Raw genomic sequence first — 24,632 nt, forward strand, 5'->3', positions numbered from 1 at the left:
CTTCTGAACGCTGAATCGCCGGATGCAATCCATGCAACTCCGATTCGATTCCAATCAAATTGACGGGGTGTAAAAGTAACATTGCATGAGCGCAGCAAGTCTTACGGCCCTTGATGTGTCGATTGGCGTGATCCTGTTCTGGATCATGCTCGGTATGCTCGGGTTGTGGTTGAAGCATGCGGCGCGCTTCATTTTCCCCTTGAGTGCCGCGGCTTCGTTGTTGCTGGCGGGAGGCGCCCTGGTCGCGTTGCCGGCCGCGCCCCTGACCTTGGTGTTGCCTTTGGGCTTGCCCGACCTGCCGTTCCATCTTCGCCTCGATTCCCTTTCCGCTTTTTTCCTGCTCCTGCTGGGGACGGCATCCGCCGGCATCTCGTTGTTCGGCAGCGGTTATTTCCGCCATCTGGAGGACAAGACGCTGCGCTTGTTGTGTCTTGAATACCATCTGTTCCTGGCCGGCATGGCGCTGGTGATGCTGGCGGATGATGCCTACCTGTTCATGGTCGCGTGGGAAGTGATGGCGCTGTCGTCGTATTTTCTGGTCACCACCGACCACCATGTGGTGGAGATCCGCAAGGCGGGATTCCTCTATCTGCTGATCGCGCACGTCGGCGCCATTGCCATCCTGTTGAGCTTCGGCGTGATGCAGGGCGGGCACGGCATCGGCGCCTATACCTTCGAGGCGATGCGCGCCGCCGCGCTGAACCCGTTCTGGGCTTCGATCGCGTTTCTCCTGGCGTTGTTCGGTTTTGGTGCCAAGGCGGGTGTGTTGCCGATGCATGTGTGGCTGCCGGAAGCGCACCCGGCCGCACCGTCTCCGGTCTCGGCGCTGATGAGCGGCGTGATGCTGAAAACCGCAATCTACGGCATCCTGCGCGTGACCTTCGATCTGCTCGGCACGCAACTGTGGTGGTGGGGGGTGCTGGCGCTGGGGCTGGGGCTGGCGACCGCCATCTTCGGCGTGATGTTCGCCGCCGTGCAGGCCGACATGAAACGCCTGCTGGCGTATTCATCGATCGAGAACATCGGCCTGCTGCTGGCGGGCATCGGCCTGACCCTCATCTTTCACGTCTATGGCAAGGACACGCTGGCGGCGCTGGCGCTGATCGCCACGCTCTACCACAGCCTCAACCATGCCATGTTCAAGAGCTTGTTGTTCGTTGGTACCTGCTCCATTCTGCATGCCACCGGCGAACGCAACATGGGGCGCATGGGCGGTCTGATGCGCAAGATGCCGTGGGCGGCATGGCTGATGCTGGTCGGGGTGCTCGCCATCGCCGGCCTGCCGCCGCTCAATGGTTTCGTGTCGGAATGGCTGCTGTTGCAGGCGTTCCTGCTCTCGCCCGGGCTGCCCAACGATTACATCAACATGCTGGTGCCGGTGGCAGCGGCAGCGGTTGCCATGGCGGCAGCGCTGGCGGCCTATGTGATGGTGAAGTTTTACGGCGTGATCTTTCTCGGCCAGCATCGCGAGGCGGCGCTGGAACATGCGCATGATGCCGGCATCTGGGAACGTCTCGGCATGGGCTGGTTGGCGCTGGGGTGCGTGTTGCTGGGGCTGGCGCCGGTGTTCGTGGTGGGGCAGTTGGATCAGGTGGCGCAGATGCTGCTGGGCGCACAGCTGGGCAACGCTGCCAATAACTGGGTGTTCCTGACGCCGGTGGATACCGAACGTGCCAGCTACAGCCCGATGTACTTCCTGCTGGCAGTGCTCGGGGTAATGTTGCTCGCCAGCCTGCTGGTGCGCCGCTTGTACCACGGCCGCGTGCGCCGCAGCGCCCCGTGGGATTGCGGCTACCCCGCGCAGAATGCGCGCATGCAGGATACGGCGGAAGGGTTCGGCCAGCCGATCCGGCGTATCTTCGAACCGTTCTTCAGGATTGAACGCGAAGTGCCGACCCCGTTCGACGCGCATCCGCACTATCACGGGCACAGCGAAGACCGGTTGTGGGACATCCTGTACCGACCCCTGCAGCATCTCACCGAAAGACTGTCGGGCCTGGCCGGGCTGTTGCAGCACGGGCGCATCCACCTGTATCTGACCTACACCGCCGTTACCCTGGTGGTGTTGCTGCTGTTTGTATGATGGAAACCAACGACCTCGTTTTTGCCATCCTGTTCCAGCTCACCCAGTTGCTGCTGGTGGTGCTGGCCGCGCCGTTGCTGACCGGCTGGGTGAACCAGTGTCAGGCCTGGTTGCAGAACCGTTCCGGTGCGGGGGTGTTGCAGCCGTATCGCGTGCTGCACAAGCTGTTCCACAAGGATGCGGTGATCGCGCACAACGCATCGCCCCTGTTTCGCGCCACGCCGTATATCGTGTTCGGCTGCATGTGGCTGGCCGCGGCGATCATCCCCATCATCGCCATCGATCTGCCCTTTTCGCGCGCCGCCGACGTGATCGCGCTGGTCGGCGTGTTCGCGGTGGCGCGGGTGTTCATCGCGCTGGCCGCAATGGATATCGGCACCGCCTTCGGCACCCTCGGCGCCCGGCGCGAGATGCTGGTGTCCTTCCTTGCCGAGCCGGCGCTGCTGATGGTGCTGTTCACCGCTTCGATGATCAGCCATTCCACCCAGTTGCCCAGTATCATCGATACGCTGGCGCATCACCAGTTCGTGATCTATCCCAGCCTGGCGTTTGCCGCGCTGGCCTTCGTGATCGTGCTGCTGGCGGAGAATGCGCGCATTCCGGTGGACAATCCCAACACCCATCTCGAACTGACCATGATCCACGAGGCGATGATTCTCGAATATTCGGCGCGCCATCTGGCGCTAATCGAGTGGGCCAGCAGTCTCAAATTGTTCGCCTATATCTCGCTCGGCATTGCGCTGTTCATGCCGCACGGCATCGCCGAGGTGGGCAACTGGGCGGGGTTGCCGCTGGCGCTGGCCGCGCTGGTCGCCAAGCTCATGCTGGCGGGCGCGGGGCTGGCGCTGCTGGAAACGGTGAGCGCCAAGATGCGCATCTTCCGCGCGCCGGAATTTCTGGGCACCGCGTTCCTGCTCGCCGTGCTCGGTCTGCTGATCCATTTTCTGCTGGGGGTGTGATGCACAGTTACGCGCCCCAACTCGTCAATCTGCTCGCCGCGATGCTGTTGCTGATCATGTTCGCCATGCTGACCCAGCGCCGCATTCTGTCAATGATCAACCTGTTCGCCTGGCAGGGGCTGCTGTTGACTTTGAGCACCGCGATCGTGGCTTACTCCACCCACCAGCACCATCTTTACTATTCCGCCGGACTGACCCTGGTGCTCAAGGTGCTGCTGCTGCCCTGGCTCCTGCATCGCCTGATGCGCAAGCTGAATGTGCGCTGGGATGTGGAGACGCTGATCAACATCCCGACCACCATGCTGGTCGGCCTCGCGCTGGTGATCTTTGCCTTCAATCTGGCCGCGCCGATTTCGCAAATGGCCGAAGGTATCACGCGCGGACTGATCGGTATCGCGCTGGCCGGGGTGCTGTTGTCGCTGCTGATGATGCTGACCCGGCGCAAGGCGGTGACCCAGGTGGTCGCCTTTCTCGCCCTGGAGAACAGTTTGTTCTTTGCCGCCACCAGCGCCACCCACGGCATGCCGCTGGTGGTCGAGTTCGGCATCGCGCTGGACGTGCTGGTCGCCAGCTTTATCTTCGGTATCTTCTTCTTCCAGATTCGCGAGACCTTCGACAGCCTGGACATTTCGAACATGGAGAAACTGAAGGATGATTGACCTGTATCTGCTCGCCCTGTTGCTCATCCCCCTGTTCGGCGGGGGCATGCTGGCCGTGTTCGGCGCGCGCGCGTGGGCGGCAGAATTGAATTCGGTCATGAGTTTCTGCACCTTTGCAGCCTCGGTGATGCTGACGATGCAGGTCGTCGACACCGGGCCGCAAGTGGTGTTCGGCGAACAGTTTTTCATCGACCCGTTCAATGTCTATCTGGTTGCGCTGACCGCCTTTGTGGCGTTCACCACCTCGCTGTTCTCGCGCCCCTACATGCGCATCGAACAGCATCATGGCAAGCTTTCGGCGGGCATGCTGCACCTGTATTACAGCATGTACCAGCTGTTCACGTTCACCATGCTGCTGGGCTTGACCAGCAACAACCTAGGCATCATCTGGGTGGCGATGGAAGCCGCGACACTGACCACGGTGTTGCTGGTCAGCCTGTATCGCACTCCCGCCAGCCTGGAAGCGGCGTGGAAGTATTTCATCCTCTGCGGCGTAGGCATCGCGCTGGCGTTGTTCGGCACCATCCTCATGTATTTCGCCGCCGAGCGCGTGCTGGGCGAAGGCGGTACGGCACTGTTGTGGACGCACCTTAATGCGGTCAAGGGCGAACTCGAACCGACCGTGCTCAAGCTGGCGTTCATCTTCCTGCTGGTCGGCTACGGCACCAAGATCGGCCTGGTGCCGCTGCACAGCTGGTTGCCGGACGCGCATGCGGAAGGCCCGACGCCGGTTTCCGCCGTGCTGTCCGGCCTGTTGCTGAACGTGGCCTTGAACGCGGTGATGCGCAGCAAGGTGTTGGTGGACGGCTCGCTGGGCACCCATTTTGCCGGTGACCTGATGATGGGCTTCGGCCTGCTTTCCCTGCTGGTGGCGGCGCTCTCCCTGTTCCGCCAGAAAGACATCAAGCGCATGTTCGCCTATTCCTCGATCGAGCATATGGGGCTCATCACGTTCGCTTTCGGCATGGGCGGTCCGGTGGCCACCTTTGCCGGCATGCTGCACATGACGGTACACTCGCTGACCAAATCGGCGATCTTCTTTGCCGTCGGTCATGCAGTGCAAAAGGTCGGCACGCAGCAGATGGAACACATCCGCGGCTTGCTCCAAGTCAGCCCGACCGTGGGTTGGGGCTTGGCGCTGGGCACCTTCGCCATTCTCGGCATGCCCCCGTTCGGGGTGTTCGCCAGCGAGTTCCTGATCATCACCACCGCCATGCACGAATACCCGTGGGCGACGCCGATCCTGCTGGCTTCGCTCGGCATTGCTTTCGCCGCGATCTTCGGCAAAATCCAGCCCGTCGTGTTTGGTGAAACCACCGCCAAGCCCTTGCCGCATCCGCCGGCGCTGATCCCGGTATTCCTCCATCTGCTGCTGGTGCTGATGCTCGGGCTGTACATGCCGCCTTACCTCGCCGACTGGTATCGCCAGGCGGCCGCCTTGATGGGATAAGACCATGCCGATCAAACATCCCCAATTGCAACTTGTCCGGCTGACCGATGCCGTGCCGACCTGGGCGGGCACGATCGGGCCTGAGTGTCTGCTGGAAATCTGCCAGCAAGTGCGCGACGGTGGCGGCCGGCTGGTGGCGCTGTGGGGCAGCGACGAGCGCGCACAGGGGAACGGTCGAGACCGTTCCCCTCTCCCCAACCCTCTCCCGCAAGCGGGCGAGGGGGCAAGCGAATCGCTACGCGAATCTCAAAATAACGGTTATGCGCTGCACGTCGCGCTCATCAACGAGACCGGGCTGGTGTGCCTGCATGTGCCGTTGCCCGAAGCGCACCCGCATTATCCGGACATCAGCCGGCTTTTCCCCGCCGCTGCGCGCATGCAGCGCGCGACTTACGATCTGCTCGGGCTGCATCCGCTGGAGGCGACCGACCATCGCAAATGGCTGCGCCACGGGGCATGGAAAGGCGGTAGTTTTCCCTTGCGCAAGGATTTCGATGCGACGGCAAACGGCGCCCGCGAAGCGGAAGACTATGCGTTTGTCCAGGTGACGGGACAGGGCGTGCACGAGATCGCCGTCGGCCCGGTGCATGCCGGCATCATCGAACCCGGCCACTTCCGCTTTTCCGTGATCGGCGAGCGGGTGTTGCGCCTGGAAGAGCATCTCGGTTACACCCACAAGGGCATTGAAAAGCATTTCGAGCACAGTAGCCTGCAGCAGGGCGCAAAACTGGTTGGGCGGGTGAGCGGCGACAGCACCGTCGCCTATGCCTGGGCCTATGCGATGGCGGCGGAAAGCATCGCCGGCACCACCCCGCCGGATCGCGCGCTGTGGCTGCGCGCGCTGCTGCTCGAACGCGAGCGGATTGCCAATCATCTGGGGGATCTGGGCTATCTCGGCAGCGATGTCGCACTGTCGTTCGGCTTTGCCCAGTTCTGGATCCTGAAGGAACAGGTGTTGCGCAACAACGCTGCACTGTTCGGCCATCGTTACCTGATGGACAGCATCATGCCGGGCGGTGTGGCGGTGCGACTCGATGGCGCAGGCAAGAATTTGATCGAGCAGGAATGTCGCATGCTGGAACGGGAAGCCTCGATCCTGCGCGGGATTTATGAAGAACATGCCGGAGTGCAGGATCGCTACATCGGTGCCGGGCGCATCGCGCCCAAGCTGGCCGCGCAACTGGGGCTGTGCGGCATGGCCGGGCGCGCCAGCGCCCAGGCCTGGGATGCGCGCGTCCAGTTCGCCTGCGCACCCTACGACAAGCTGGACGTGCGCATGGCCACCTACCGCAACGGCGACGTGGCGGCGCGGGTCATCGTGCGCTTCGACGAACTGTTCGAATCGCTGCGCCTGATCCGGCAGATTCTGGTCAATCTCGTCCACGAAGAAGAGACGGCGCCGGCCATGGCGCAATTGCCGCCGAACGGTTTCGGCATCGGCCTGGTGGAAGGGTGGCGCGGCGAGGTGATGGTGGCGATCCACACCGATGCAAAGGGCAATCTGGCGCGCGTGCATCCGCACGATCCCTCCTGGCAGAACTGGCCGGTGCTGGAACACGCCATCATCGACAACATCGTGCCGGACTTTCCGCTCATCAACAAATCGTTCAATTTGAGCTACAGCGGTCACGACTTGTAGGGGCATGCCATGTACCAGATACTGAAACAGATCGTGAAGACCGGCATCAAGACCGAAACGCCGCCGCAGGGCGACGCATCACTGCGCGTACTCGAACAGCGCTTGCAGCGGGAAATACTGGACGTGTTTGGCGGTGCGCTAGCGATTCGCATGGTGGATGCAGGGTCATGCAACGGTTGCGAACTGGAGATCCACGCGGTCAACAACGCCTATTACAACCTGGAAGGCATGGGGATCAAGTTAGTCGCCAGTCCGCGCCATGCCGACCTGCTGCTGGTCACCGGCCCGGTCTCGCGGCACATGGAAGTCGCCCTCAGGCGCACCTATGACGCCACACCGGAACCCAAACTGGTGGTGGCCATCGGCGACTGCGGCTGCGATGGCGGCATCTTTGGCCAGGGCTATGCCAGCTGCGGCAAGATCGCCAACGTGATCCCGGTCGATGTGGCCGTTCCCGGCTGCCCGCCCACGCCGGTCGCCATTTTGCAGGGTATCCTCACCGCCATCAGCCGCGGTCATGCCCCCGCGGACACCTAGCCACCCAAAGGAATCGTTCTTATCAGATAGCGCACCATGAACATGCCAGAAAATCTGCCGTTGTTCATCGCTTACGCCGCAACCGGGTGCAGTCTGCTGTCGGGTCTGATTTCCCTGTTTGCGCTGCATCGCCATCCGGGCTTCCTGCATACCGGTTCCTTCCTTTTTTGTTCCTGGCCGGTGTCGGCTGCATTGCCGGCGGCGGCTGGGTACTGCTTGCCAATCTCACACTCACCGATCAACTGGCGCTCGGCCTGCCCTGGCTCGAATGGCATCTGCGCCTGGACCCGCTGTCCGGATTCTTCCTGCTGCTGCTGGGCGCCTTGACCGTCGCGGCAGCGCTGTACGGGCCCGCCTATACGCGCGAGTTCGTGCATGGGGAGGATGCCCAGCCGCTGCCGCCGCTTGGCCTGTTCACCGCGACCTTCGTGCTCGGCATGCAGATGCTGCTGCTCGCCGACGACGCCCTGGTGTTCATGATTTTCTGGGAACTGATGTCGTTGTCCGGCTACTTCCTTGTGGCTTACCAGCACCAGCACACTGCCAACCGGCACGCCGCCTTTCTCTACCTGCTGCTGGCGCACGTCGGCGCGCTGGTGATCCTGCTCGCCTTCGGCGTGCTGGCCGCGTTCGGTGGCGGCCTCACCTTCGACGCGATGCGCGCCGCGCCGCTGACCCCGCTGTGGGCGACGCTGGCCTTCGCCTTCACCTTCCTCGGCTTCGGCACCAAGGCGGGCATGGTGCCGCTGCATGTCTGGCTGCCCGATGCGCACCCGGTGGCGCCGTCGCACATTTCGGCGCTGATGAGCGGCGCCATGCTCAAGATGGGCATCTACGGCATCGTCCGCGTCAGCTTCGACCTGATCGGCGAGGTGCGCTGGGAATGGGGCGTGGCGATGCTGGTGGTCGGCACCGCCTCGGCCCTGCTCGGCGTGCTTTATGCCCTGATGCAGCACGATCTCAAGCGCCTGCTGGCCTATCACTCGATCGAGAATATCGGCATCATCCTGATGGGGCTGGGCATGGCGATAATCTTTCTCGGCAGCGGCCATCCGCTGCTCGGCACCCTCGCGCTGGTGGCGGCGCTCTATCACACCCTCAACCACGCCCTGTTCAAGGGGCTGCTGTTCCTTGCCGCCGGCGCGGTGCTGTATCGTACCCACGAGCGCGATCTGGAGCACATGGGCGGCCTGATCCGGCGCATGCCGGTCACCGCGTTCATGTTCCTGGTCGGCAGCGTCGCCATCTCGGCGCTGCCGCCGTTCAATGGCTTCGTTTCCGAATGGCTGACCTTCCAGGCCGCGCTGCAGGCGCCGGCGCTGGAAAACGGCGTGCTGCGCATGCTGCTGCCGATCGCCGCCGCGCTGCTGGCGCTGACCGGCGCGCTGGCCGCCGCCTGCTTCGTCAAGGCCTTCGGCATCGCCTTCCTGGGCAAGCCGCGCTCGCACCACGTCGCCCACGCGCGCGAAGTGCCGCGCGGCATGTTGCTCGGCATGGGACTGCTGGCGCTGCTGTGCCTCCTGCTCGGGGTGTTGCCGACGCCGATGATCGAGACGATGGCGCCGATCACCCAGTTGCTGGTGCATCACGCGCTGCCGTCCGCCGCCGCCCAAGGCTGGTTGTGGCTGACACCAATCTCGCCGCAGGTCGCCTCCTATTCCGCGCCCTTTGTCGTGCTGGCGATTGTGGTGGTATTCGGCCTGGGCTATCTGTTCCTCAAGCGCGGTGCGGTGCCCGCCCGCCGTTGTTATCCATGGGACTGCGGCTTCGGCCAGCTCAACCACCGCATGGAATACACCTCGACCTCCTTCACCCAGCCGATCAGGCGCGTTTTTGGCGCGGTGTGGAAGGTGGAAGAAGAGGTGGAAAAATCGACGAGCGGCAGCGGCGCAATCCGGCGCCTGACCGGGATTCGCCACCATCTGCACGTCTCTGACTGGTCCTGGCTCAAGGTGTATGTGCCGCTTGGCCACTTGGTGCTGGAAGCCGCCCGGCGCATCGGTTTCATCCAGACCGGCAGCATCCATACCTACCTGAAGTATTCGTTCTGGACGCTGATCTTTCTGTTATGGGTCGTCAGTCTATGAGCAACCTGTCGATTTCCTGGGCGTTGGCGCTGGTGCAGACCCTGATTTTCGTTGCCGCTGCACCGTTGATGGCGGGTTGGGTGCAGCGTCTCAAGTGCCACATGCAGAACCGGGCGGCGCCGGTCGTGTGGCAGCCCTATCGCGATCTGGCCAAGCTGCTGCAGAAGGACATGGTGCTGGCCGAAAACGCATCCTGGTTGTTCCGCGCCACCCCCTACATCGTCTTCGGCATTACCCTGCTCGGCGCGGCCGCCGTGCCGCTCGTCGTGGTGCACCTGCCCACCGCGGCGATTGCCGACCTGATCGTGCTGGTCGGTTTTTTCGCGCTGGCCCGTTTCTTCACCGCGCTGGCCGCGCTCGACATCGGCACCGCCTTCGGCGGCATGGGCGCTTCGCGCGAAATGACCGTGGCTGCGCTGGCCGAACCGGCCATGCTGATGGTGGTGTTCACCCTGTCCATGACGGCCGGCACCACCAACCTCTCGGCGGTCACCGAGTACGTGCTCAACGCGGGCCTGGTGCTGCGCCCGTCTTTCCTGTTTGCTCTGTTTGCCCTGGCCATGGTGGCAGTGGCGGAGAGCGGCCGCATCCCGGTGGACAATCCCGCGACCCACCTCGAACTGACCATGCTGCACGAGGCCATGATCCTGGAATACGGCGGACGCCATCTGGCGCTGATCGAATGGGCCAGCCAGATCAAGCTGATGATCTACGCGGTGCTGATCGTCGATTTCTTTTTCCCCTGGGGCATCGCCAGTCACTACAGTGCCGAAGCCATGGCGCTGGGGGCGGTCGCCGTCACGGCCAAGGTGATGTTGCTTGCCGTCGTGCTGGTGGCCTGGGAAACGGTGCTGGCCAAGATGCGCCTGTTCCGCGTGCCGCAGTTTCTCGGTTTCGCTTTTCTGATGGGCCTGCTCGGCATGCTCACCAGCATCGTGCTGGAAACGGGAGGTTAGGGTGGAGATGATCCGATGGAACTGACCAGTCTCGGCCTCTACAATCAGGCCATCATTCTTTTCGCCGCCCTGGTGCTGTTCACTTCTTTTGCCATGCTGGCGCAGCCGCGCATCGTGCAACTCATTTTCACGTTTGCCTGGCAGGGGCTGCTGCTGGCCGTGGTGACCGCGCTGGTTGCCGTGGTATCAGGCCATACCCATCTCTACATTTCGGCGGCGCTGACCGTGCTGCTCAAAGTGCTGCTGATTCCCTGGCTGCTGTACCGCCTGAGCGTGCGCCTCAAAATGAATTACGAGGCGGAGGCGATCGGCAGCCCCTCCCTGCTGCTGTTGAGCGGCGCCGGCCTGGTGATGTTCAGCTATTTCATCGCCGTGCCGATCGTGCACCTGTCCGGCCTGGCGACGCGCAACACCATCGCCGTCAGCATCGCGGTGGAGCTGCTCGGCATGCTGATCATGATCACGCGCAAGACCGCGATGGCGCAGGTGATCGGCTTCATGTCGATGGAGAACGGGCTGTTCTTCGCCGCCGTGGTGTCCACTTACGGCATGCCGCTGATTGTCGAGCTCGGTGTCGCCTTCGACGTGATGGTGGCGTCCATCCTGTTCGGCGTGTTCTTCTTCCACCTGCGCGATTCGTTCGACTCGCTCGATGTCAGCCATCTCAACCGCCTGTCCGAGGCGGATGAACCCATGCCGGACACGGCCGCCACAGAGGCGCCGGGAGAGCGACCGTGATCATGCTCGAAATCATCCTGCTGGCGCCGCTGATCGGCGGCGTGGTGCTGGCCCTGACCGGCCACCGCGCCGCCGCCGGCTGGCTCAATGTGGCGACCGGCGCGGTGACCTTCGCCGCCTCGCTCGTCCTGGCGCTGGACGTGTTCGAGCACGGGGCGCAGCTTTCGCCCGGCCGGCTGTTCTACATCGACGCCTTCAACGTCTATCTGGTCGCCCTGACCGCCTTCGTCGGCATGACCACCTCGATCTTCTCGCGCCCCTACATGCGCCACGAGGTCGAGCGCGGGCGCGTCACCGACCGCCGCATGCGCCTGTACCACTCGATGTACCAGGGTTTCCTGTTCTCCATGCTGCTGGCGCTGACGACCAACAATCTCGGCATCATGTGGGTGGCCATGGAATCGGCCACGCTGACCACCGTGCTGCTGGTCTCGCTCTACCGCACGCCGGAATCGATCGAGGCGGCCTGGAAATATTTTGTGCTGTGCGGCGTCGGCATCGCCCAGGCGCTGTTCGGCACCGTGCTGATCTACTTTGCCGCCGAGAACCGGACCGGCGGGGAGATCGGCGACACCTTGCTATGGACCGTGTTGCACGACACCACGACCGGCGGTCTGGACCCGGCGGTGGTGTCGCTCGCCTTCGTCTTCCTGCTGGTCGGCTACGGCACCAAGGTCGGGCTGGTACCGCTGCACAACTGGCTGCCGGATGCCCATTCCGAAGGCCCGACACCGATGTCGGCCGTGCTCTCCGGGTTGCTGCTCAATGTCGCGCTGTACGCCCTGGTGCGCTTCAAGATGCTGGTGGACGCCTCGCTGCATACCGAACTCGCCGGCCACCTGATGATGGGCTTCGGCCTGCTGTCGTTCGTGGTGGCGGGCCTGTTCCTGCACCGCCAACACGACATCAAACGCATGTACAGCTATTCGTCGATCGAGCACATGGGGCTGATGACCTTCGCTTTCGGCATCGGCGGGCCGCTCGCCACCTTCGGGGCGCTGCTGCACATGACCATGAACTCGCTCACCAAATCGGCGATCTTCGTCACCGTCGGCTACGCCTCGCAACTCGCCGGCACGCAGCGCATCGAGCACATCCGCGGCCTCATCCGTACCCAGCCCGCCATCGGCTGGGGGCTGTTGATCGGCACCGTGGCCATCGCCGGTTTCCCGCCCTTTGGCGTGTTCATCAGCGAATTCCTGCTGCTCATGGCGACGATGAAAGCGTGGCCGTGGTTGACCATCCCGTTGCTGTTCGGTTTCGGCATTGCCTTTGCCGGACTGTTCCGCCACCTGCAACCGATGGTGTTCGGCGAACCGCCGCCCGGACAGAAACCCATTCAGGCCAACATGCTGCCGGTAGCAATCCATCTGGCGCTGGTGTTGTGGCTGGGCATTGCGCTGCCCGGCTTTCTGTCGGGTTGGTTCGAGCAGGCCACGCTGCTGATTTCGGGAGCCTCGTTGCGATGACGGCGGGAAAATCATATGTCCCGTTCATCGACCGCCTGACCGGGGCGGGCCTGGCGGTCACGCCCCTGGCGGGGGTGGCGTCGATGCCGGGCATCGGGGTGGCGTCCGACGACTGGGGGCGGCTTGGCCGGGAAGCCCAGGCCTGCGGCTGGCGCTGGGTGGCAGGCTGGGGCGAAGACCTGGGTGCAGAAATTCGCATCAACACCTGCTTCGAACAGGGCGGCGCCTACCTGCTCGCGCGCACGACGGTGGCGCGCATCCGGCCCGTGTTGCCGTCCCATGTCCCGTATTATCCGGGGGCTGACCGTCCAGAGCGGCATACCCAGGACATGTTTGGCGTTGCCTTTTCCGATCACCCGGATGTGCGCCGCTGGACGCGGCACCAGGCGTGGAAAAATTCCGACTATCCCTTGCGCCGCGATTTCCCGGTCGCCGGCCATCCGCCGGCGGCAACGGCGGCCGATTCCCAATACAAATTCCTCGCGGCACACGGCAGCGGCGTGTATGAAATCCCGGTCGGCCCGGTGCATGCCGGCATCATCGAGCCGGGGCATTTCCGTTTTCAGGCGGTAGGCGAGACCGTGCTCAATCTCGAGGCGCATCTCGGTTACACCCACAAGGGGATCGAGAAGATCGCCGAGGGCCGCGATGCTGCAGGCTTGGCGCTTCTGGCCGGGCGCATTTCGGGCGATGCCACGGTGGCGCACACCTGGGCGGCGTGCATGGCGATGGAGCGTGCGGCCGGCATCGAACCGCCGCCGCGTGCCGTGTGGCTGCGCGCCCTGATGTGCGAGCGCGAGCGCGTCGCCAACCATCTGGGCGATATCGGCGCCATTACCAACGACGTCGGCTTCGCCTTCGGGTTCTACCAGTTCGGGCGGCTACGCGAGACCTGGCAGCGCGCGTCGATGGCCGCCTTTGGCCATCGCTTCATGATGGATTGCATCCTTCCGGGTGGCGTTGGGCCCGACCTCGCGCCCCCGTTCATCGCCGCCATGCGCGACGAGGCCGCCGCGCTGCGCCGGCAGCTCGGCAAACTGATGCCCATCCTGTATGACTCGCCCTCGCTCACCAACCGCCTGCTCGGCACCGGTATCCTGACCCCGGAACAAGCCGCAGCCCTGGGTTGCATGGGCTATGTCGGGCGCGCATCCGGCCTGGATTTCGATGTGCGCCGCCATGCGCCCTATCCGCCCTATGACCAACTGCCGGTCAAGACCGTGCTGCACCACACGGGCGACGTCAACACGCGGGTGCGGGTACGCCACGAGGAGATCATCGCCGCGCTCGAATTGATCGAGGCGCTGCTCGCCGGGCTGCCCGCCGGCCCCATCCGCACCGACTGGCAAGCACCCGTTGCCGAGTGCGAGGGCATCGGCCTGGTCGAGGGCTGGCGCGGTGAAATCCTCACCTACGTGTGCTTTGACGGCGACGGCCGCATCGCGCGCTGTTTCCCGCGCGACCCGTCGTGGACGACCTGGCCGGCACTGGAAGTGCTGATTCACAACAACATCGTGCCCGATTTCCCGGTGTGCAACAAATCGGTGAACGGCTCCTACTCCGGACAGGACTTGTAAATCATGCTGCGTATCCTGGAAAAAATTCAGCGCATCGGCATCATCACCGAACCCTTGCCGCCGCTCGCCGAACCTTCCCTCGCCGTAATCGGGGAACAGCTCAAAGCGCGCATCGGCGAACGATTCAAGGGCAGCCTCGCCATCCGCGAGGTGGATGCCGGCTCCTGCAACGGTTGCGAGCTGGAGATCAACGCGCTCAACAATCCCTGGTACGGCATTGAACGCTACGGCGTGCATTTCGTTGCCAGTCCGCGCCATGCCGACCTGCTGCTGGTCACCGGCCCGGTCTCGCGCCACATGGAAGAAGCCGTCAAACGGACCTATGATGCCGTGCCCGAGCCGAAGCTGGTGGTGGCGGTCGGGGAATGCGCCTGCAACGGCGGTCTCTTCGGCGTGAGTTATGCCAGTTGCGGCAAGGTGTCCAATGTCATCCCGGTGGACGTGACCGTGCCGGGTTGCCCACCGACTCCAGCCGCTCTCCTGCAAGCCATCCTGGTCGCGATTCAGCGCGCAAAGTAAAGGCGATTTTTTACAGCGGCACCGGCCGGCCCCCGAGATTACAATGACGCCTGTCATTCAACCCACAGCGGAGCATCGACACGCATGGCACTGACCTCTTCGTTGCGGCACTTGACCAAGCGGGTCAACAGCAGGGGTTTTTCCGTCCTCTTGTCCGTACTCTCGGTGCTGGCGGTGCTGTCGCTGTATTACACCCAGAACGCTTTCCTTGAGGCGTTCGAAGCGCGCACCTACGACCTGCGCTTCCGCGACCTGCGCGGGGCGATCCCGCTGGCCCCCAACATTGCCATCATCGCCATCGACGACAAGAGCATCGCCGAACTCGGGCGTTATCCCTGGCCGCGCAACCAATACGCGCTGCTGCTGGAAAAGCTGAAGGCGGCACAGGCCAAGGCCGTGTTGTTCGATGCTTTTTTCCCCGAGCGTGAAGATATCGTCAATGACCAGACCTTTGCGGCGGCGATGAAAAAATCCGGCAATGCGGTGCTGGCCGAACTGTTCGAATTCGACGCGAACGGCAACGTGCGCGGGGTTACCCGCTCGCTGCCGGAATTCGCGCGCGCTGCGGCCGGCAGCGGGCAGATCAATCTGTTTCCGGACGAGGATGGGGTCAACCGGCGGGTGCCGGTGCTGATCGAGGCGGAGGGAAAACTGACGCCCTCGCTCGGCATGATGGCGGCAATGCTGGCGCTGAATGAGAAGGAATTCGCCCGCGAGGCCTTCGAGGTCAGACTGGGCGAGCGCCGCATCCCGGTGGACGAGCAGTATGCGATGTGGATCAATTACACTGGCCCGCCCGGCGGCTATCCGCGCTATTCCTTCACCGATGTGGTGCACGGGCGGGTGGCGGCGGAGCTGCTGAAGGGCAAGATACTGTTCGTGGGGGCCACCGCGCTTGGGGTGTATGACATGCGGGTCACCCCTTTCCACGGCAATACGCCGGGGGTGGAAATTCACGCCACCGTCGCCGACAACATCATCAGCGATCGCTTCATCCGCCAGGGCGGACCGGAAGCGCTGCTCGATATCTTTTCCATCGTGCTGCTCGGCCTGCTGGCCTATTTTCTGACCACGCGCCTGAAATTGTACGGCGCCATCCCCGCCACCGCCGTGTTGCTGGCGCTCTATCTCTGGTTCGCCTACGCACTGTTCGAAAGCGGGCACTGGATCAACATCATCTATCCGACGCTGTCCGCCGTGCTGGCTTTGCTGGTGGGCGGCAGTTTCCGCTATCTGGTGCTGGAGCGCAGCGCGCGCGAGATGCGTACCATGTTCTCCAGTTACCTGTCGCCGAAACTGGTGGCGCGTCTGGAAAAAAATCCCGATGCCGCCAGGATCGGCGGCGACAGCAAGGAGGTGACGGTGCTGTTCACCGACATCAAGGGGTTCACGTCCTTCAGCGAGGCGCATTCACCGCAAGTCGTGGTGTCGCGCCTGAACGAATATCTGGGGGCGATGGTGCAGGTGATCGAGCAGCACGACGGCACGATCGACAAATTCATCGGCGACGCCATCATGGCGTACTGGGGCGCGCCGTTGAGTCAGCCTGATCACGCCAAGCTGGCCATGCGCTGTGTGGCGGCGATGGCGGAGCGCCTGGCGGCGTTGCAGCAACAATGGGCCAGCACCGGGCTGGATGGATTTTCCATCCGGGGCGGTCTTAATTCGGGCGAGGTGGTGGCGGGCAATGTCGGATTTGCCGGCAAGAAGATGGAATATACCGTCATCGGCGACACGGTGAATCTGGCCTCGCGCCTGGAGGGGACGGCCAAGTACTACGGCATCACCTGGCTGGTGGGCGAGAGCACCTACCGGCTTGCGCCCGAAGCCTGTCCCTACCGCGAACTGGACAAGATTCGGGTTGTCGGCAAGCATTTACCCGTTACAATCTACGAACCCCAGGTTGGACCGGCGGCCTTGAGCGGCGAACAACTCGCCGTATTCCATGCGGCACTTGCCCATTATCGGCAACGCGACTGGCTGGCGGCACAAGACGGTTTTTCCCGGTTGGCGGCAGAGATTCCGCAGGATCAACCGTGCCGGCTGTATGCCGAGCGCTGTGTCTATTTTGCGGCAAACCCGCCGGCACAGGATTGGGACGGGGTTTTCAACCGGGCAGAAAAATAGTGGCAACGCGATTCTTGGTGATACCGCAACAGCGGTACAGTTAAATGAATGGGAACGGGCGGATACAGATGCGCAAGTTAATGGCTATTTTTTTCATTGGCCTGATTTCTTCAGGCGTGTTTGCGGCAGACACATCGAACGGCAAAGCCAACGGCTTTATCAAGGCCGATTTTAAACAGGAAATATCGGTTCCCAAATTAAGCCGCTTGTTGGGTGCGGGCGGGGACTTGTTGTTTGTCGCAAACGAGGGCGGGGTCGTCCAGGCATTGACGGCCGATGGCAAGGTGGCCTACACCCTTGCCGCCAAAGCGGGTGAAGTGCAATTGTTGAAGCGGCCGGAGGCTGTGGCTGTAGCCGGCAACCGGCTGTACGTGGTCGATAGCGGCACGCAACAGGTGTTGCTTTATACACTGGCAGACGGAAAATTTCAGGACCGGTTCGGTGCCGGTACGGGAGGGTTCTTCGGCGGCGGGGACGAGCAGGGGCTGGATGCGCCACACGGGGTTGCGGTGCACGAAGGCGTGGTCTATGTGGCGGATACGGGCAACAAGCGGATCCAGTTGTTCGGGGTGAACGGCGTGTTCCTGCAAACGCTGGCGTTGCGTGCGCCAGCCCCGGCCCAGGAGGGCAAGGAACTACCGTACCAACTGCAGAAAGCGACAGATCTTGCGGTCGCCGAGGACGGGCGTATCTACGTGCTGGATAGCAAGGACAAACGGGTCAAGGTGTATGCCGCAAACGGACTTTATCTGCAATCGCTTCCAGATGTGGCTGATCCTGTGGCACTGACTTTGGCGGAAGATGGCGTGTATGTCGCGGATGGGCGCAGTCAGTCGGTGCGCAAATATGACTTCAACGGTCGGTTCGCTTACCAATTCGGTTCCAGGGGCGATGGTAAATCACAAGCCAAGAATATCGCCGGTCTGGCCAACGGTGCAGGGCAACAGCTCTTTGTTGGTGACGCGGGGAAATCGTTGATCAATGTGTTCCAGACAGTTGCCGGGGAGCGTATCGAACCGATTCCGCGCACGGCGGGCCGCGCTTCGGTTGAGTGGCTTGCGAATATTGATGTGGATGCGCTTCAACTTGCCGGTGATGGCAAGGGCGTGTTGTATGCCATTGCCGATCATGGACCGGACGGTTTGCTGCTGAAATTTCGTGATCTCAAAGTTGAAACCAGGGTTTCTTTGAAGGATATACAACCCGCCGCCCTCGCGCTCGACGGCGAGGGCCACATCTGGGTTGCGGATAAAAAGCAAAAACGGGTGGTCAAGCTGGATGCCTCGGGAAAAGAGCTGCTTGGTGTCGGCAGCAGCGGGAGTGGGGCGGGCCAGTTCAGCAACCCGAGCGCGCTGGCGGTTGCTGAAAACGGATTGGTCTTTGTGGCGGATCGCGGCAACCCTTCGGTACAAGTATTTCGTGCGGATGGCGTCTTTCTGAAAAAGCTGGACGAAAGCAGGCTGAAATTCAAAAAGCCGTTGGCAATGGGGTTTGATCCGGCGGGCAGGCTTTTCGTGCTGGATGAAGGGCGCGGCTCGGTCGCGGTTTTCTCGGCAGACGGGGAGTTTTTGCACGAGTTTGGCCGGACCAAACAAGACCGTCAGTTGCTCAAGCCGCGCGGGATGGCGGTCACGCCGGACGAAGTGCTGGTGCTGGATGGAAGCCAGGTCAAGTCGTTTAGCCACGAGGGGCGTCTGTTGCGGGTTTTCGGCGCACGTGCAACCGGAATTGCGAGTTTGGGCGAACCCGTTGCATTGGCTGTTGCCGCAGGCAGCACCCTGTTTGTGGCTGACCGGCAACGGAAACAGATCGTGGCATTGTCGGTTTTATACAAACCGCAACCGGTGCAAAAAATCGAGGCCCGTCAAGGCGTGCATGCGGTTGAGTTGCAGTGGGCGCGACCCGCGGCCGCCTATGTCAAGGAATTTCGCGTGTACCGTTCAAAAATTGAAAATGGCGGCTATGTGCGGGTGGCCACCGTTCAAACCAATGCGTACACGGACAGCGAATTGGAGCCGGGAGAGCGCTATTTCTACCGCATCGCAACGATGTCGGATACCGGCTATGAAGGAACGAGCAGCGCGGCAGTCAGCGCCATTCCGGAAAAGTACCTGCCGCCGCCCGTGTCTGCGATAACCGCCGAAGCCAATCCGTGGCAGGCAAAACTGAAGTGGGAAGCGAACCGCTCGCCTTATTTTTCTGCTTACCGCATCTACCAGAAAGAGGGGGAGAACTTTGTCAAAATTGGCGAAGTAACCGAGCCGGAATTTACCCGGGATGGCCTGACCCCGGAAACCCGATATACATTTTATGTCGGTGTCGTGAGTCGCGATGCGACCGAATCGGACAAGGTTGTGGTCGAAGTGATGACGGAGGTGTTCAATCGCCCTCCGCTCGAACTCGAAATCGTCAGCCTCAACGATGTGTTCTCCAACTCCTATAAACGCTACGAGAGCGACAGGATCGGCGTGGTTCGTCTCACCAATAATACGGACCGGAAGATGGAAAAAATCCGGGTCAGTTTCCTGCTGAAGAATTTCATGGATTTCGCCACCGAGGGCAAGGTGGCCAAACTGTTGCCCGGCCAGAGCGAGGAATTGCCACTGAAGGCGGTGTTCAACAACAGCATCCTGACCATGACCGAAGATAGCGCGGTACAGGCGTTGATCGAAGCCAGTTATTTTGAAAATGGCAAGCGCCAGACCTACACGCGCAATGCCACGATCAACGTCTATGACAAGCATCGGCTGACCTGGGATGAACGCGACCGTTTTGCGGTTTTCGTTACCCCCAAGGACGAGCCGATCCTCAATTTGGCACGCGCTGTGGTTGGCGAATACAGAGATACCAAGGATGAGGCACACCTGGCGGCTGCCTTGTTTGATGCACTGGGGGTGTTCGGGTTGACCTACATCCAGGATCCAAGCAACCCGTATCAGCTCACCTCGACCCAGGCCAATACCGTGGACTATCTGCAATTCCCGCGCGAAACGCTGGAACGCAAATCCGGGGATTGCGATGATCTGGTGGCGGTCTATTCATCCGGTCTCGAAAGCATGGGAATCGCGACGCGCGTGCTGGAAGTGCCGGGACACATGCTGATGATGTTCAATACCGGCATCCCGGTCGAAGGGGACGGCTACACCATGAACAACCTGTATGTTATCCATGAGGGTGCGCTGTGGATTCCGGTGGAAACCACCCTGGTGGGCAGTCCGTTCATCAAGGCTTGGGAAAAGGGCAGCGAAACGTATTACAAATACAAGGATAACGGGCTGACCATGCTCGATATCCACGGCGCATGGGAGGCTTTCAAGCCGGCCAGTCTGCCCGCTTCCGATTGGGAGGCGAGCGGGTTGACCCGAGCCGCCATCGATAAAAAATTTCCAGGCGATGGACTGTCGGTGTTGAAAATCAGCTCGCAGGTCAAGACCCGGCATTATCTGGATATACTGAAAACCCGGCCGAATGATATCGACGCCCATCTGCAAATCGGCATCATTCTGGCCAGAATCGGCGACCGCAAGGAAGCCATGAAGTACTTTGACAAGGTCATCAGCCTGGAGGCGAAGAATGCCGCCGCATTGAACAATCGCGGCAATTTATTGATGATCGACGACAAGTATAAGGAGGCCATCACGGCGTACACGGCTGCCGCCCAGGCCAGCCCGAAAGACGCGGGGATTCAAATCAACCTGGCTCGCGCCTACAAGCGGCTGGGGCAGACAAAAAGTGCCAAAGCCGCGTTCGTCAGGGCTAAAAAATTGGATCCTACCGTGCAAAAACAATATCGTGCATTGGCCCTGGAACTCTTGAACGCGCTTTAAGTCAGGTGCGGCATGTTTAACGCAAGGAGCTATGGAATGAAAAAAATAATCGCGCTGTTGGTCATTTTGGGTATTGCCCTCGCCAGTCCCGTGCAGGCGTCTGATCAGGAACTTTCCTTGTGGGAGCGCCTGCGCAAGAAAATCGAGCTGTTGACCCCCAAGAAAAAATTATCGACCACGACCGCAGCCGGTGGTGTGCGCGGCTCGTTGGCGGATGCGGACGATGTTTACTGGAAGGGGGAGGCCAAGCCGGTGGCGATTGACGAGAATGAGCTGGCTGCGTTTGGCAAGGCGATCGCGTTGGTCGAGGCGGGCAACACGGCCGCAGCGCAGGCCGCATTCGCGCAGTTCGTCAAACAATATCCGGATAGCACTCTGCGCACCGACGCGGAAGCGGCATTGGCGCAGCTCGGTTCCGCCAAGTAATTGGCTCGGCCTCTGGAGCGGCTGGCAGAAAGCCGCTCCAGACCCTATAATTCCGCCCCCCGATTCTCTCGGATAGCGGATTCCCCATGCAGTTATTGACCTTTGGCATCAATCACCAGACCGCGCCGCTCGCTGTGCGCGAGCAGGTCGCGTTCAACGCGGAGGCGATGGATGTTGCGCTGCGCGATCTGGTGGACAATGGGGCGGCAAAAGAAGCGACCATACTTTCCACCTGCAATCGCACCGAGATTTATTGCAATACCACCACCCCGGCGCAGGCGGTCGGCTGGCTCGCCGCTTATCACCATCTGCCGGTCGCCGAGATCGAGCCTTACCTCTATCGTTTGCCGCAGGCGCAGGCCGTCAAGCATGCATTCCGGGTCGCCAGCGGACTGGACTCGATGGTGCTGGGCGAACCGCAGATCCTCGGGCAGATGAAACAGGCGGTACGCCAGGCGGAGCAGGCGGGGACCCTGGGTTTCCTTCTGCACAAACTGTTCCAGCGCACTTTTTCGGTCGCCAAGGACGTGCGCACCCAGACCGAAATCGGCGCCAATCTGGTGTCGATGGCCGCCGCCGCAGTCAAGCTGGCAGAACGGATTTTTCCCGGTATCGCGGAACAGAAAATCCTCTTCATCGGTGCGGGCGAGATGATCGAGCTGAACGCGGTGCACTTCGCTGCCCGTTCTCCCCGGTGCATCACGGTCGCCAATCGCACCCTGGATCGCGCCGAGACACTGGCGCGGCGCATCAACGGTCATGCCATCACGCTGGCCGACTTGCCGAAACAGTTGGCGCAGCACGATATCATCGTCACCTGCACCGCCAGCCAGTTGCCCATCCTCGGCAAGGGCATGGTCGAGCGCGCTTTGAAGCAGCGCAAACACCGGCCGTTGTTCATCGTCGATCTGGCCGTGCCCCGGGACGTGGAAGCGGAAGTCACCGAGCTGGACGATGTGTTCCTCTACACCCTTGACGATATCGCGGAAGTGGTAAAGGACGGCCTTGATGCCCGCCAGAGCGCGGTGAAAGAAGCCGAAGTCATCATCGATTCAGGCGTCTCCGACTTTGTGCACTGGATGGAATCGCGCGAAGTGGTGCCGACCATTCGCGCCCTGCGCGATCAGGCCGAGCGCAATCGCCGCCATGAGATGGAGAAGGCGGTGCGCCTGCTGGCGAAGGGCGAAGCGCCGGAAAAGGTGCTGGACATGATGAGCAACAGCCTGACCAACAAATTTCTGCACGCGCCGACCCATGCGCTGAATCAGGTGCACGGTGATGAACGCGAGCAGTTTCTCGAAGTTATCCATCGTCTGTACCACTTCAACAGCGAAGAATGAATTCAAACATCGCTGCCCGCCTCGCCCAGTTGGGCGAACGTCTGCTTGAAGTCGATCAACTGTTAAGCACCGAAGAAGCCACGCGCGACATGGGGGTGTTTCGCCGGCTTAATCGCGAACGTGCCGAGCTGGAGCCGGTCGTCACCCTGTATCGCGCTTACCAGCGCGCGCTGGGGGATCTCGAGACCGCGCGCGAGATGGCGCAGGACCCGGAGATGAAAGAGTTCGCCCAGACCGAGATCGAGCAGGGCGAACAGCACTTGGCCCAGATTGACCGCGAGCTGGAATTGCAATTGCTGCCGAAAGATCCCAACGACGAACGCAACGTGTTCCTCGAAGTGCGTGCCGGCACGGGCGGCGACGAGGCGGCGCTGTTCGCGGGCGACCTGTTCCGCATGTATCTCCGCTTCGCCGAACGTCGCCACTGGCAGGTCGAGATCATCTCGGAAAGCCCCGGTGAGATGGGCGGCTACAAGGAAGTGATCGCCCGGATCATCGGGCAGGGCGCGTACTCGGTATTAAAATTTGAATCGGGTGCGCATCGCGTCCAGCGCGTTCCCGCGACCGAAACGCAAGGCCGCATCCACACGTCCGCCTGCACCGTTGCCATCCTGCCGGAAGCCGATGAAGTGGGCGAGGTCGAACTGAATCCGGCTGATTTGCGTATCGACACGTTCCGCGCATCCGGCGCGGGCGGCCAGCACATCAACAAGACCGATTCCGCCGTGCGCATCACCCATCTGCCCACCGGCACCGTGGTCGAGTGCCAGGACGGACGTTCGCAGCACCAGAACAAGGCGCAGGCCCTGCGCGTTCTGGCGGCGCGCATCAAGGACAAGGAAGAACAGGCGGCGCACAGCAAGCTCGCCGCCGAGCGCAAATCGCTGGTCGGCAGCGGCGACCGTTCGGAGCGCATCCGCACCTACAACTTTCCGCAAGGGCGCGTCACCGATCACCGCATCAATCTGACGCTGTACAAGATGGAACAGATCATGGACGGCGACATCGGCGAACTGACCGGCGCACTGATGGCGGAGCATCAGGCGCAGCAACTGGCGGCGATGGCGGAAACGAACTGATGCGCTGCATCCGTGATGTGCTGGCACAGGATGGCAGCATGCTGCAACACGCGCTGTCGCTGACGGCACAGGAAGCGCGCAGCGAGGTGCAGTCCCTGCTGCAACGCGCACTGCAGGTCAATCGCGCCTATTTGCTGGCGCACCCGGAACAGGTGCCGGATGACGCGCAGCAAGCGCGCTATGCCGACTCGTTGCAGCGCCGTCTGGGCGGCGAACCGATCGCCTATATTCTGGGTGAGCGCGAGTTCTTTGGGCTGAACCTTGTCGTCACCCCAGCCACGCTGATCCCGCGCCCGGAGACGGAGTTGCTGGTGGAGCTGGGATTGGCGCGCTTGCCGCCGCGCGGGCGGATGCTGGATCTGGGGACCGGCAGCGGGGCGATTGCCGTGGCGATGGGGCAGGCGCGCCCGGACGCACAAGTCGTGGCGGTGGATGCCTCGGCGGCGGCGCTGGAGGTGGCGCGGCTTAACGGGCAGCGCCTGGGGCTGAAAAATATGTCCTTCAGGCTGGGGGACTGGTTTGATGCGCTGGCCGCAGAACGCTTCGATCTGATCGTGTCCAATCCGCCCTATATCGCCGTGGGGGACGCGCATCTGATACAGGGCGATCTGCGTTTTGAGCCGCGCTCGGCCTTGGCCTCCGGCGCGGACGGACTGGACGATATCCGCCATCTCATCGCCGGCGCCAGGACCCACCTCAATGCAGACGGCTGGCTGTTGCTGGAGCACGGTTACGATCAGGCCGCCGCTGTGCGGACTCTGTTTTCATCAGCCTGTTTTCAGGATGTTTTTTCTGCAATGGATCTGGCGGGACTCGAGCGGGTCAGTGGCGGCAACGCCGGGCCGGTCGATCGGAAATAGCCCGTTCTGGCAGTATATAGGCCGATATATAGGCCGAATGGTCTATAGGCAAGGTAGCAAGGGGTGTCTAGAATCCACCCCGAGTTGTGAGCTTTGAGTTGTCATCAACTCTATCTTTCATACTCTCCTCCTATTCCGGGCCATCGCAAGGTGGCCCGTTTTTTTGGTTTGAGTCGCAGTGATCAATTTGGTCAAGTCCAAAATTTGCTGTAAATTCGATTCAGTAAATCTGCTTTCTCTCACCCGTTGAGCGCAATTACCTTGCTATCTTCGGGCGGGTTTTTTCTGGCTGCTGCCCAT

The 24,632-nt window shown here is 62.0% G+C and carries 18 protein-coding genes; all 18 read left to right on the top strand.

Annotated elements, in window-relative coordinates:
• Positions 1-85 precede the first annotated feature (85 nt).
• Positions 86-2,083 (top strand): hydrogenase 4 subunit B, encoded by a 1,998-nt coding sequence (gene hyfB / locus ACKTSJ_RS09075; protein ID WP_407899496.1) that lies wholly within the window; start codon positions 86-88, stop codon positions 2,081-2,083.
• Positions 2,080-3,042 carry a respiratory chain complex I subunit 1 family protein gene (locus ACKTSJ_RS09080; protein WP_407899498.1) on the top strand — a complete coding sequence of 321 codons (963 nt, stop codon included), beginning with the start codon at positions 2,080-2,082 and terminating at the stop codon, positions 3,040-3,042. Before hyfB (ACKTSJ_RS09075) ends, ACKTSJ_RS09080 begins: the two co-directional genes overlap by 4 nt.
• On the top strand, positions 3,042-3,701 hold the full coding sequence (locus tag ACKTSJ_RS09085) for a formate hydrogenlyase (protein WP_407899500.1): 660 nt from the start codon (positions 3,042-3,044) through the stop codon (positions 3,699-3,701). Before ACKTSJ_RS09080 ends, ACKTSJ_RS09085 begins: the two co-directional genes overlap by 1 nt.
• Positions 3,694-5,151, top strand: a complete 1,458-nt coding sequence (locus ACKTSJ_RS09090; protein WP_407899502.1) for a hydrogenase 4 subunit F — start codon at positions 3,694-3,696, stop codon at positions 5,149-5,151. Before ACKTSJ_RS09085 ends, ACKTSJ_RS09090 begins: the two co-directional genes overlap by 8 nt.
• Positions 5,152-5,155: 4 nt before the next feature.
• Positions 5,156-6,790, top strand: a complete 1,635-nt coding sequence (locus ACKTSJ_RS09095) for an NADH-quinone oxidoreductase subunit C (RefSeq protein WP_407899504.1) — start codon at positions 5,156-5,158, stop codon at positions 6,788-6,790.
• A 9-nt stretch (positions 6,791-6,799) separates the two neighbouring features.
• Positions 6,800-7,327, top strand: a complete 528-nt coding sequence (locus ACKTSJ_RS09100; protein WP_407899506.1) for an NADH-quinone oxidoreductase subunit B family protein — start codon at positions 6,800-6,802, stop codon at positions 7,325-7,327.
• A 167-nt stretch (positions 7,328-7,494) separates the two neighbouring features.
• Positions 7,495-9,414 (top strand): hydrogenase 4 subunit B, encoded by a 1,920-nt coding sequence (hyfB, locus tag ACKTSJ_RS09105; protein WP_407899508.1) that lies wholly within the window; start codon positions 7,495-7,497, stop codon positions 9,412-9,414.
• Positions 9,411-10,370, top strand: a complete 960-nt coding sequence (locus tag ACKTSJ_RS09110; protein ID WP_407899510.1) for a respiratory chain complex I subunit 1 family protein — start codon at positions 9,411-9,413, stop codon at positions 10,368-10,370. The genes hyfB (ACKTSJ_RS09105) and ACKTSJ_RS09110 overlap by 4 nt, the downstream gene beginning before the upstream one ends.
• 15 nt (positions 10,371-10,385) lie before the next feature.
• Complete coding sequence (locus tag ACKTSJ_RS09115; RefSeq protein ID WP_407899512.1) at positions 10,386-11,108, top strand: formate hydrogenlyase; 723 nt, start codon at positions 10,386-10,388, stop codon at positions 11,106-11,108.
• Positions 11,109-11,110: 2 nt separating this feature from the next.
• Positions 11,111-12,577 (top strand): hydrogenase 4 subunit F, encoded by a 1,467-nt coding sequence (locus ACKTSJ_RS09120; RefSeq protein WP_407899514.1) that lies wholly within the window; start codon positions 11,111-11,113, stop codon positions 12,575-12,577.
• Positions 12,574-14,154 (top strand): NADH-quinone oxidoreductase subunit C, encoded by a 1,581-nt coding sequence (locus ACKTSJ_RS09125; protein WP_407899516.1) that lies wholly within the window; start codon positions 12,574-12,576, stop codon positions 14,152-14,154. Before ACKTSJ_RS09120 ends, ACKTSJ_RS09125 begins: the two co-directional genes overlap by 4 nt.
• A gap of 3 nt (positions 14,155-14,157) precedes the next feature.
• Positions 14,158-14,673: an NADH-quinone oxidoreductase subunit B family protein gene (locus ACKTSJ_RS09130; RefSeq protein ID WP_407899518.1), complete on the top strand. Its 516-nt coding sequence runs from the start codon at positions 14,158-14,160 to the stop codon at positions 14,671-14,673.
• Positions 14,674-14,757: 84 nt separating this feature from the next.
• The gene (locus ACKTSJ_RS09135; protein ID WP_407899520.1) at positions 14,758-16,800 is read left to right on the top strand and encodes a CHASE2 domain-containing protein; all 2,043 of its coding nucleotides are present in this window, start codon (positions 14,758-14,760) and stop codon (positions 16,798-16,800) included.
• A gap of 80 nt (positions 16,801-16,880) precedes the next feature.
• Positions 16,881-20,627 (top strand): tetratricopeptide repeat protein, encoded by a 3,747-nt coding sequence (locus ACKTSJ_RS09140; protein ID WP_407899522.1) that lies wholly within the window; start codon positions 16,881-16,883, stop codon positions 20,625-20,627.
• A gap of 36 nt (positions 20,628-20,663) precedes the next feature.
• Positions 20,664-21,053, top strand: a complete 390-nt coding sequence (locus ACKTSJ_RS09145; RefSeq protein WP_407899524.1) for a tetratricopeptide repeat protein — start codon at positions 20,664-20,666, stop codon at positions 21,051-21,053.
• An 86-nt stretch (positions 21,054-21,139) separates the two neighbouring features.
• The gene (gene hemA / locus ACKTSJ_RS09150; RefSeq protein ID WP_407899526.1) at positions 21,140-22,393 is read left to right on the top strand and encodes a glutamyl-tRNA reductase; all 1,254 of its coding nucleotides are present in this window, start codon (positions 21,140-21,142) and stop codon (positions 22,391-22,393) included.
• Positions 22,390-23,472: a peptide chain release factor 1 gene (prfA, locus tag ACKTSJ_RS09155; protein ID WP_407899528.1), complete on the top strand. Its 1,083-nt coding sequence runs from the start codon at positions 22,390-22,392 to the stop codon at positions 23,470-23,472. The genes hemA and prfA overlap by 4 nt, the downstream gene beginning before the upstream one ends.
• Complete coding sequence (prmC, locus tag ACKTSJ_RS09160; RefSeq protein WP_407899530.1) at positions 23,472-24,332, top strand: peptide chain release factor N(5)-glutamine methyltransferase; 861 nt, start codon at positions 23,472-23,474, stop codon at positions 24,330-24,332. Before prfA ends, prmC begins: the two co-directional genes overlap by 1 nt.
• The last annotated feature ends 300 nt before the right edge of the window (positions 24,333-24,632 follow it).

The sequence above is a fragment of the Ferrigenium sp. UT5 genome (genome assembly GCF_045866295.1).
Lineage (GTDB): Bacteria > Pseudomonadota > Gammaproteobacteria > Burkholderiales > Gallionellaceae > Sideroxyarcus.

What these genes read in the sequence shown, in the direction of transcription:
- hyfB (WP_407899496.1), top strand. Translation starts at nt 86, where the DNA reads ATGAGCGCAGCAAGTCTTACGGCCCTTGATGTGTCGATTGGCGTGATC.
- ACKTSJ_RS09080 (WP_407899498.1), top strand. Translation starts at nt 2,080, where the DNA reads ATGATGGAAACCAACGACCTCGTTTTTGCCATCCTGTTCCAGCTCACC.
- ACKTSJ_RS09085 (WP_407899500.1), top strand. Translation starts at nt 3,042, where the DNA reads ATGCACAGTTACGCGCCCCAACTCGTCAATCTGCTCGCCGCGATGCTG.
- ACKTSJ_RS09090 (WP_407899502.1), top strand. Translation starts at nt 3,694, where the DNA reads ATGATTGACCTGTATCTGCTCGCCCTGTTGCTCATCCCCCTGTTCGGC.
- ACKTSJ_RS09095 (WP_407899504.1), top strand. Translation starts at nt 5,156, where the DNA reads ATGCCGATCAAACATCCCCAATTGCAACTTGTCCGGCTGACCGATGCC.
- ACKTSJ_RS09100 (WP_407899506.1), top strand. Translation starts at nt 6,800, where the DNA reads ATGTACCAGATACTGAAACAGATCGTGAAGACCGGCATCAAGACCGAA.
- ACKTSJ_RS09110 (WP_407899510.1), top strand. Translation starts at nt 9,411, where the DNA reads ATGAGCAACCTGTCGATTTCCTGGGCGTTGGCGCTGGTGCAGACCCTG.
- ACKTSJ_RS09115 (WP_407899512.1), top strand. Translation starts at nt 10,386, where the DNA reads ATGGAACTGACCAGTCTCGGCCTCTACAATCAGGCCATCATTCTTTTC.
- ACKTSJ_RS09120 (WP_407899514.1), top strand. Translation starts at nt 11,111, where the DNA reads ATGCTCGAAATCATCCTGCTGGCGCCGCTGATCGGCGGCGTGGTGCTG.
- ACKTSJ_RS09125 (WP_407899516.1), top strand. Translation starts at nt 12,574, where the DNA reads ATGACGGCGGGAAAATCATATGTCCCGTTCATCGACCGCCTGACCGGG.
- ACKTSJ_RS09130 (WP_407899518.1), top strand. Translation starts at nt 14,158, where the DNA reads ATGCTGCGTATCCTGGAAAAAATTCAGCGCATCGGCATCATCACCGAA.
- ACKTSJ_RS09135 (WP_407899520.1), top strand. Translation starts at nt 14,758, where the DNA reads ATGGCACTGACCTCTTCGTTGCGGCACTTGACCAAGCGGGTCAACAGC.
- ACKTSJ_RS09140 (WP_407899522.1), top strand. Translation starts at nt 16,881, where the DNA reads ATGGCTATTTTTTTCATTGGCCTGATTTCTTCAGGCGTGTTTGCGGCA.
- ACKTSJ_RS09145 (WP_407899524.1), top strand. Translation starts at nt 20,664, where the DNA reads ATGAAAAAAATAATCGCGCTGTTGGTCATTTTGGGTATTGCCCTCGCC.
- hemA (WP_407899526.1), top strand. Translation starts at nt 21,140, where the DNA reads ATGCAGTTATTGACCTTTGGCATCAATCACCAGACCGCGCCGCTCGCT.
- prfA (WP_407899528.1), top strand. Translation starts at nt 22,390, where the DNA reads ATGAATTCAAACATCGCTGCCCGCCTCGCCCAGTTGGGCGAACGTCTG.
- prmC (WP_407899530.1), top strand. Translation starts at nt 23,472, where the DNA reads ATGCGCTGCATCCGTGATGTGCTGGCACAGGATGGCAGCATGCTGCAA.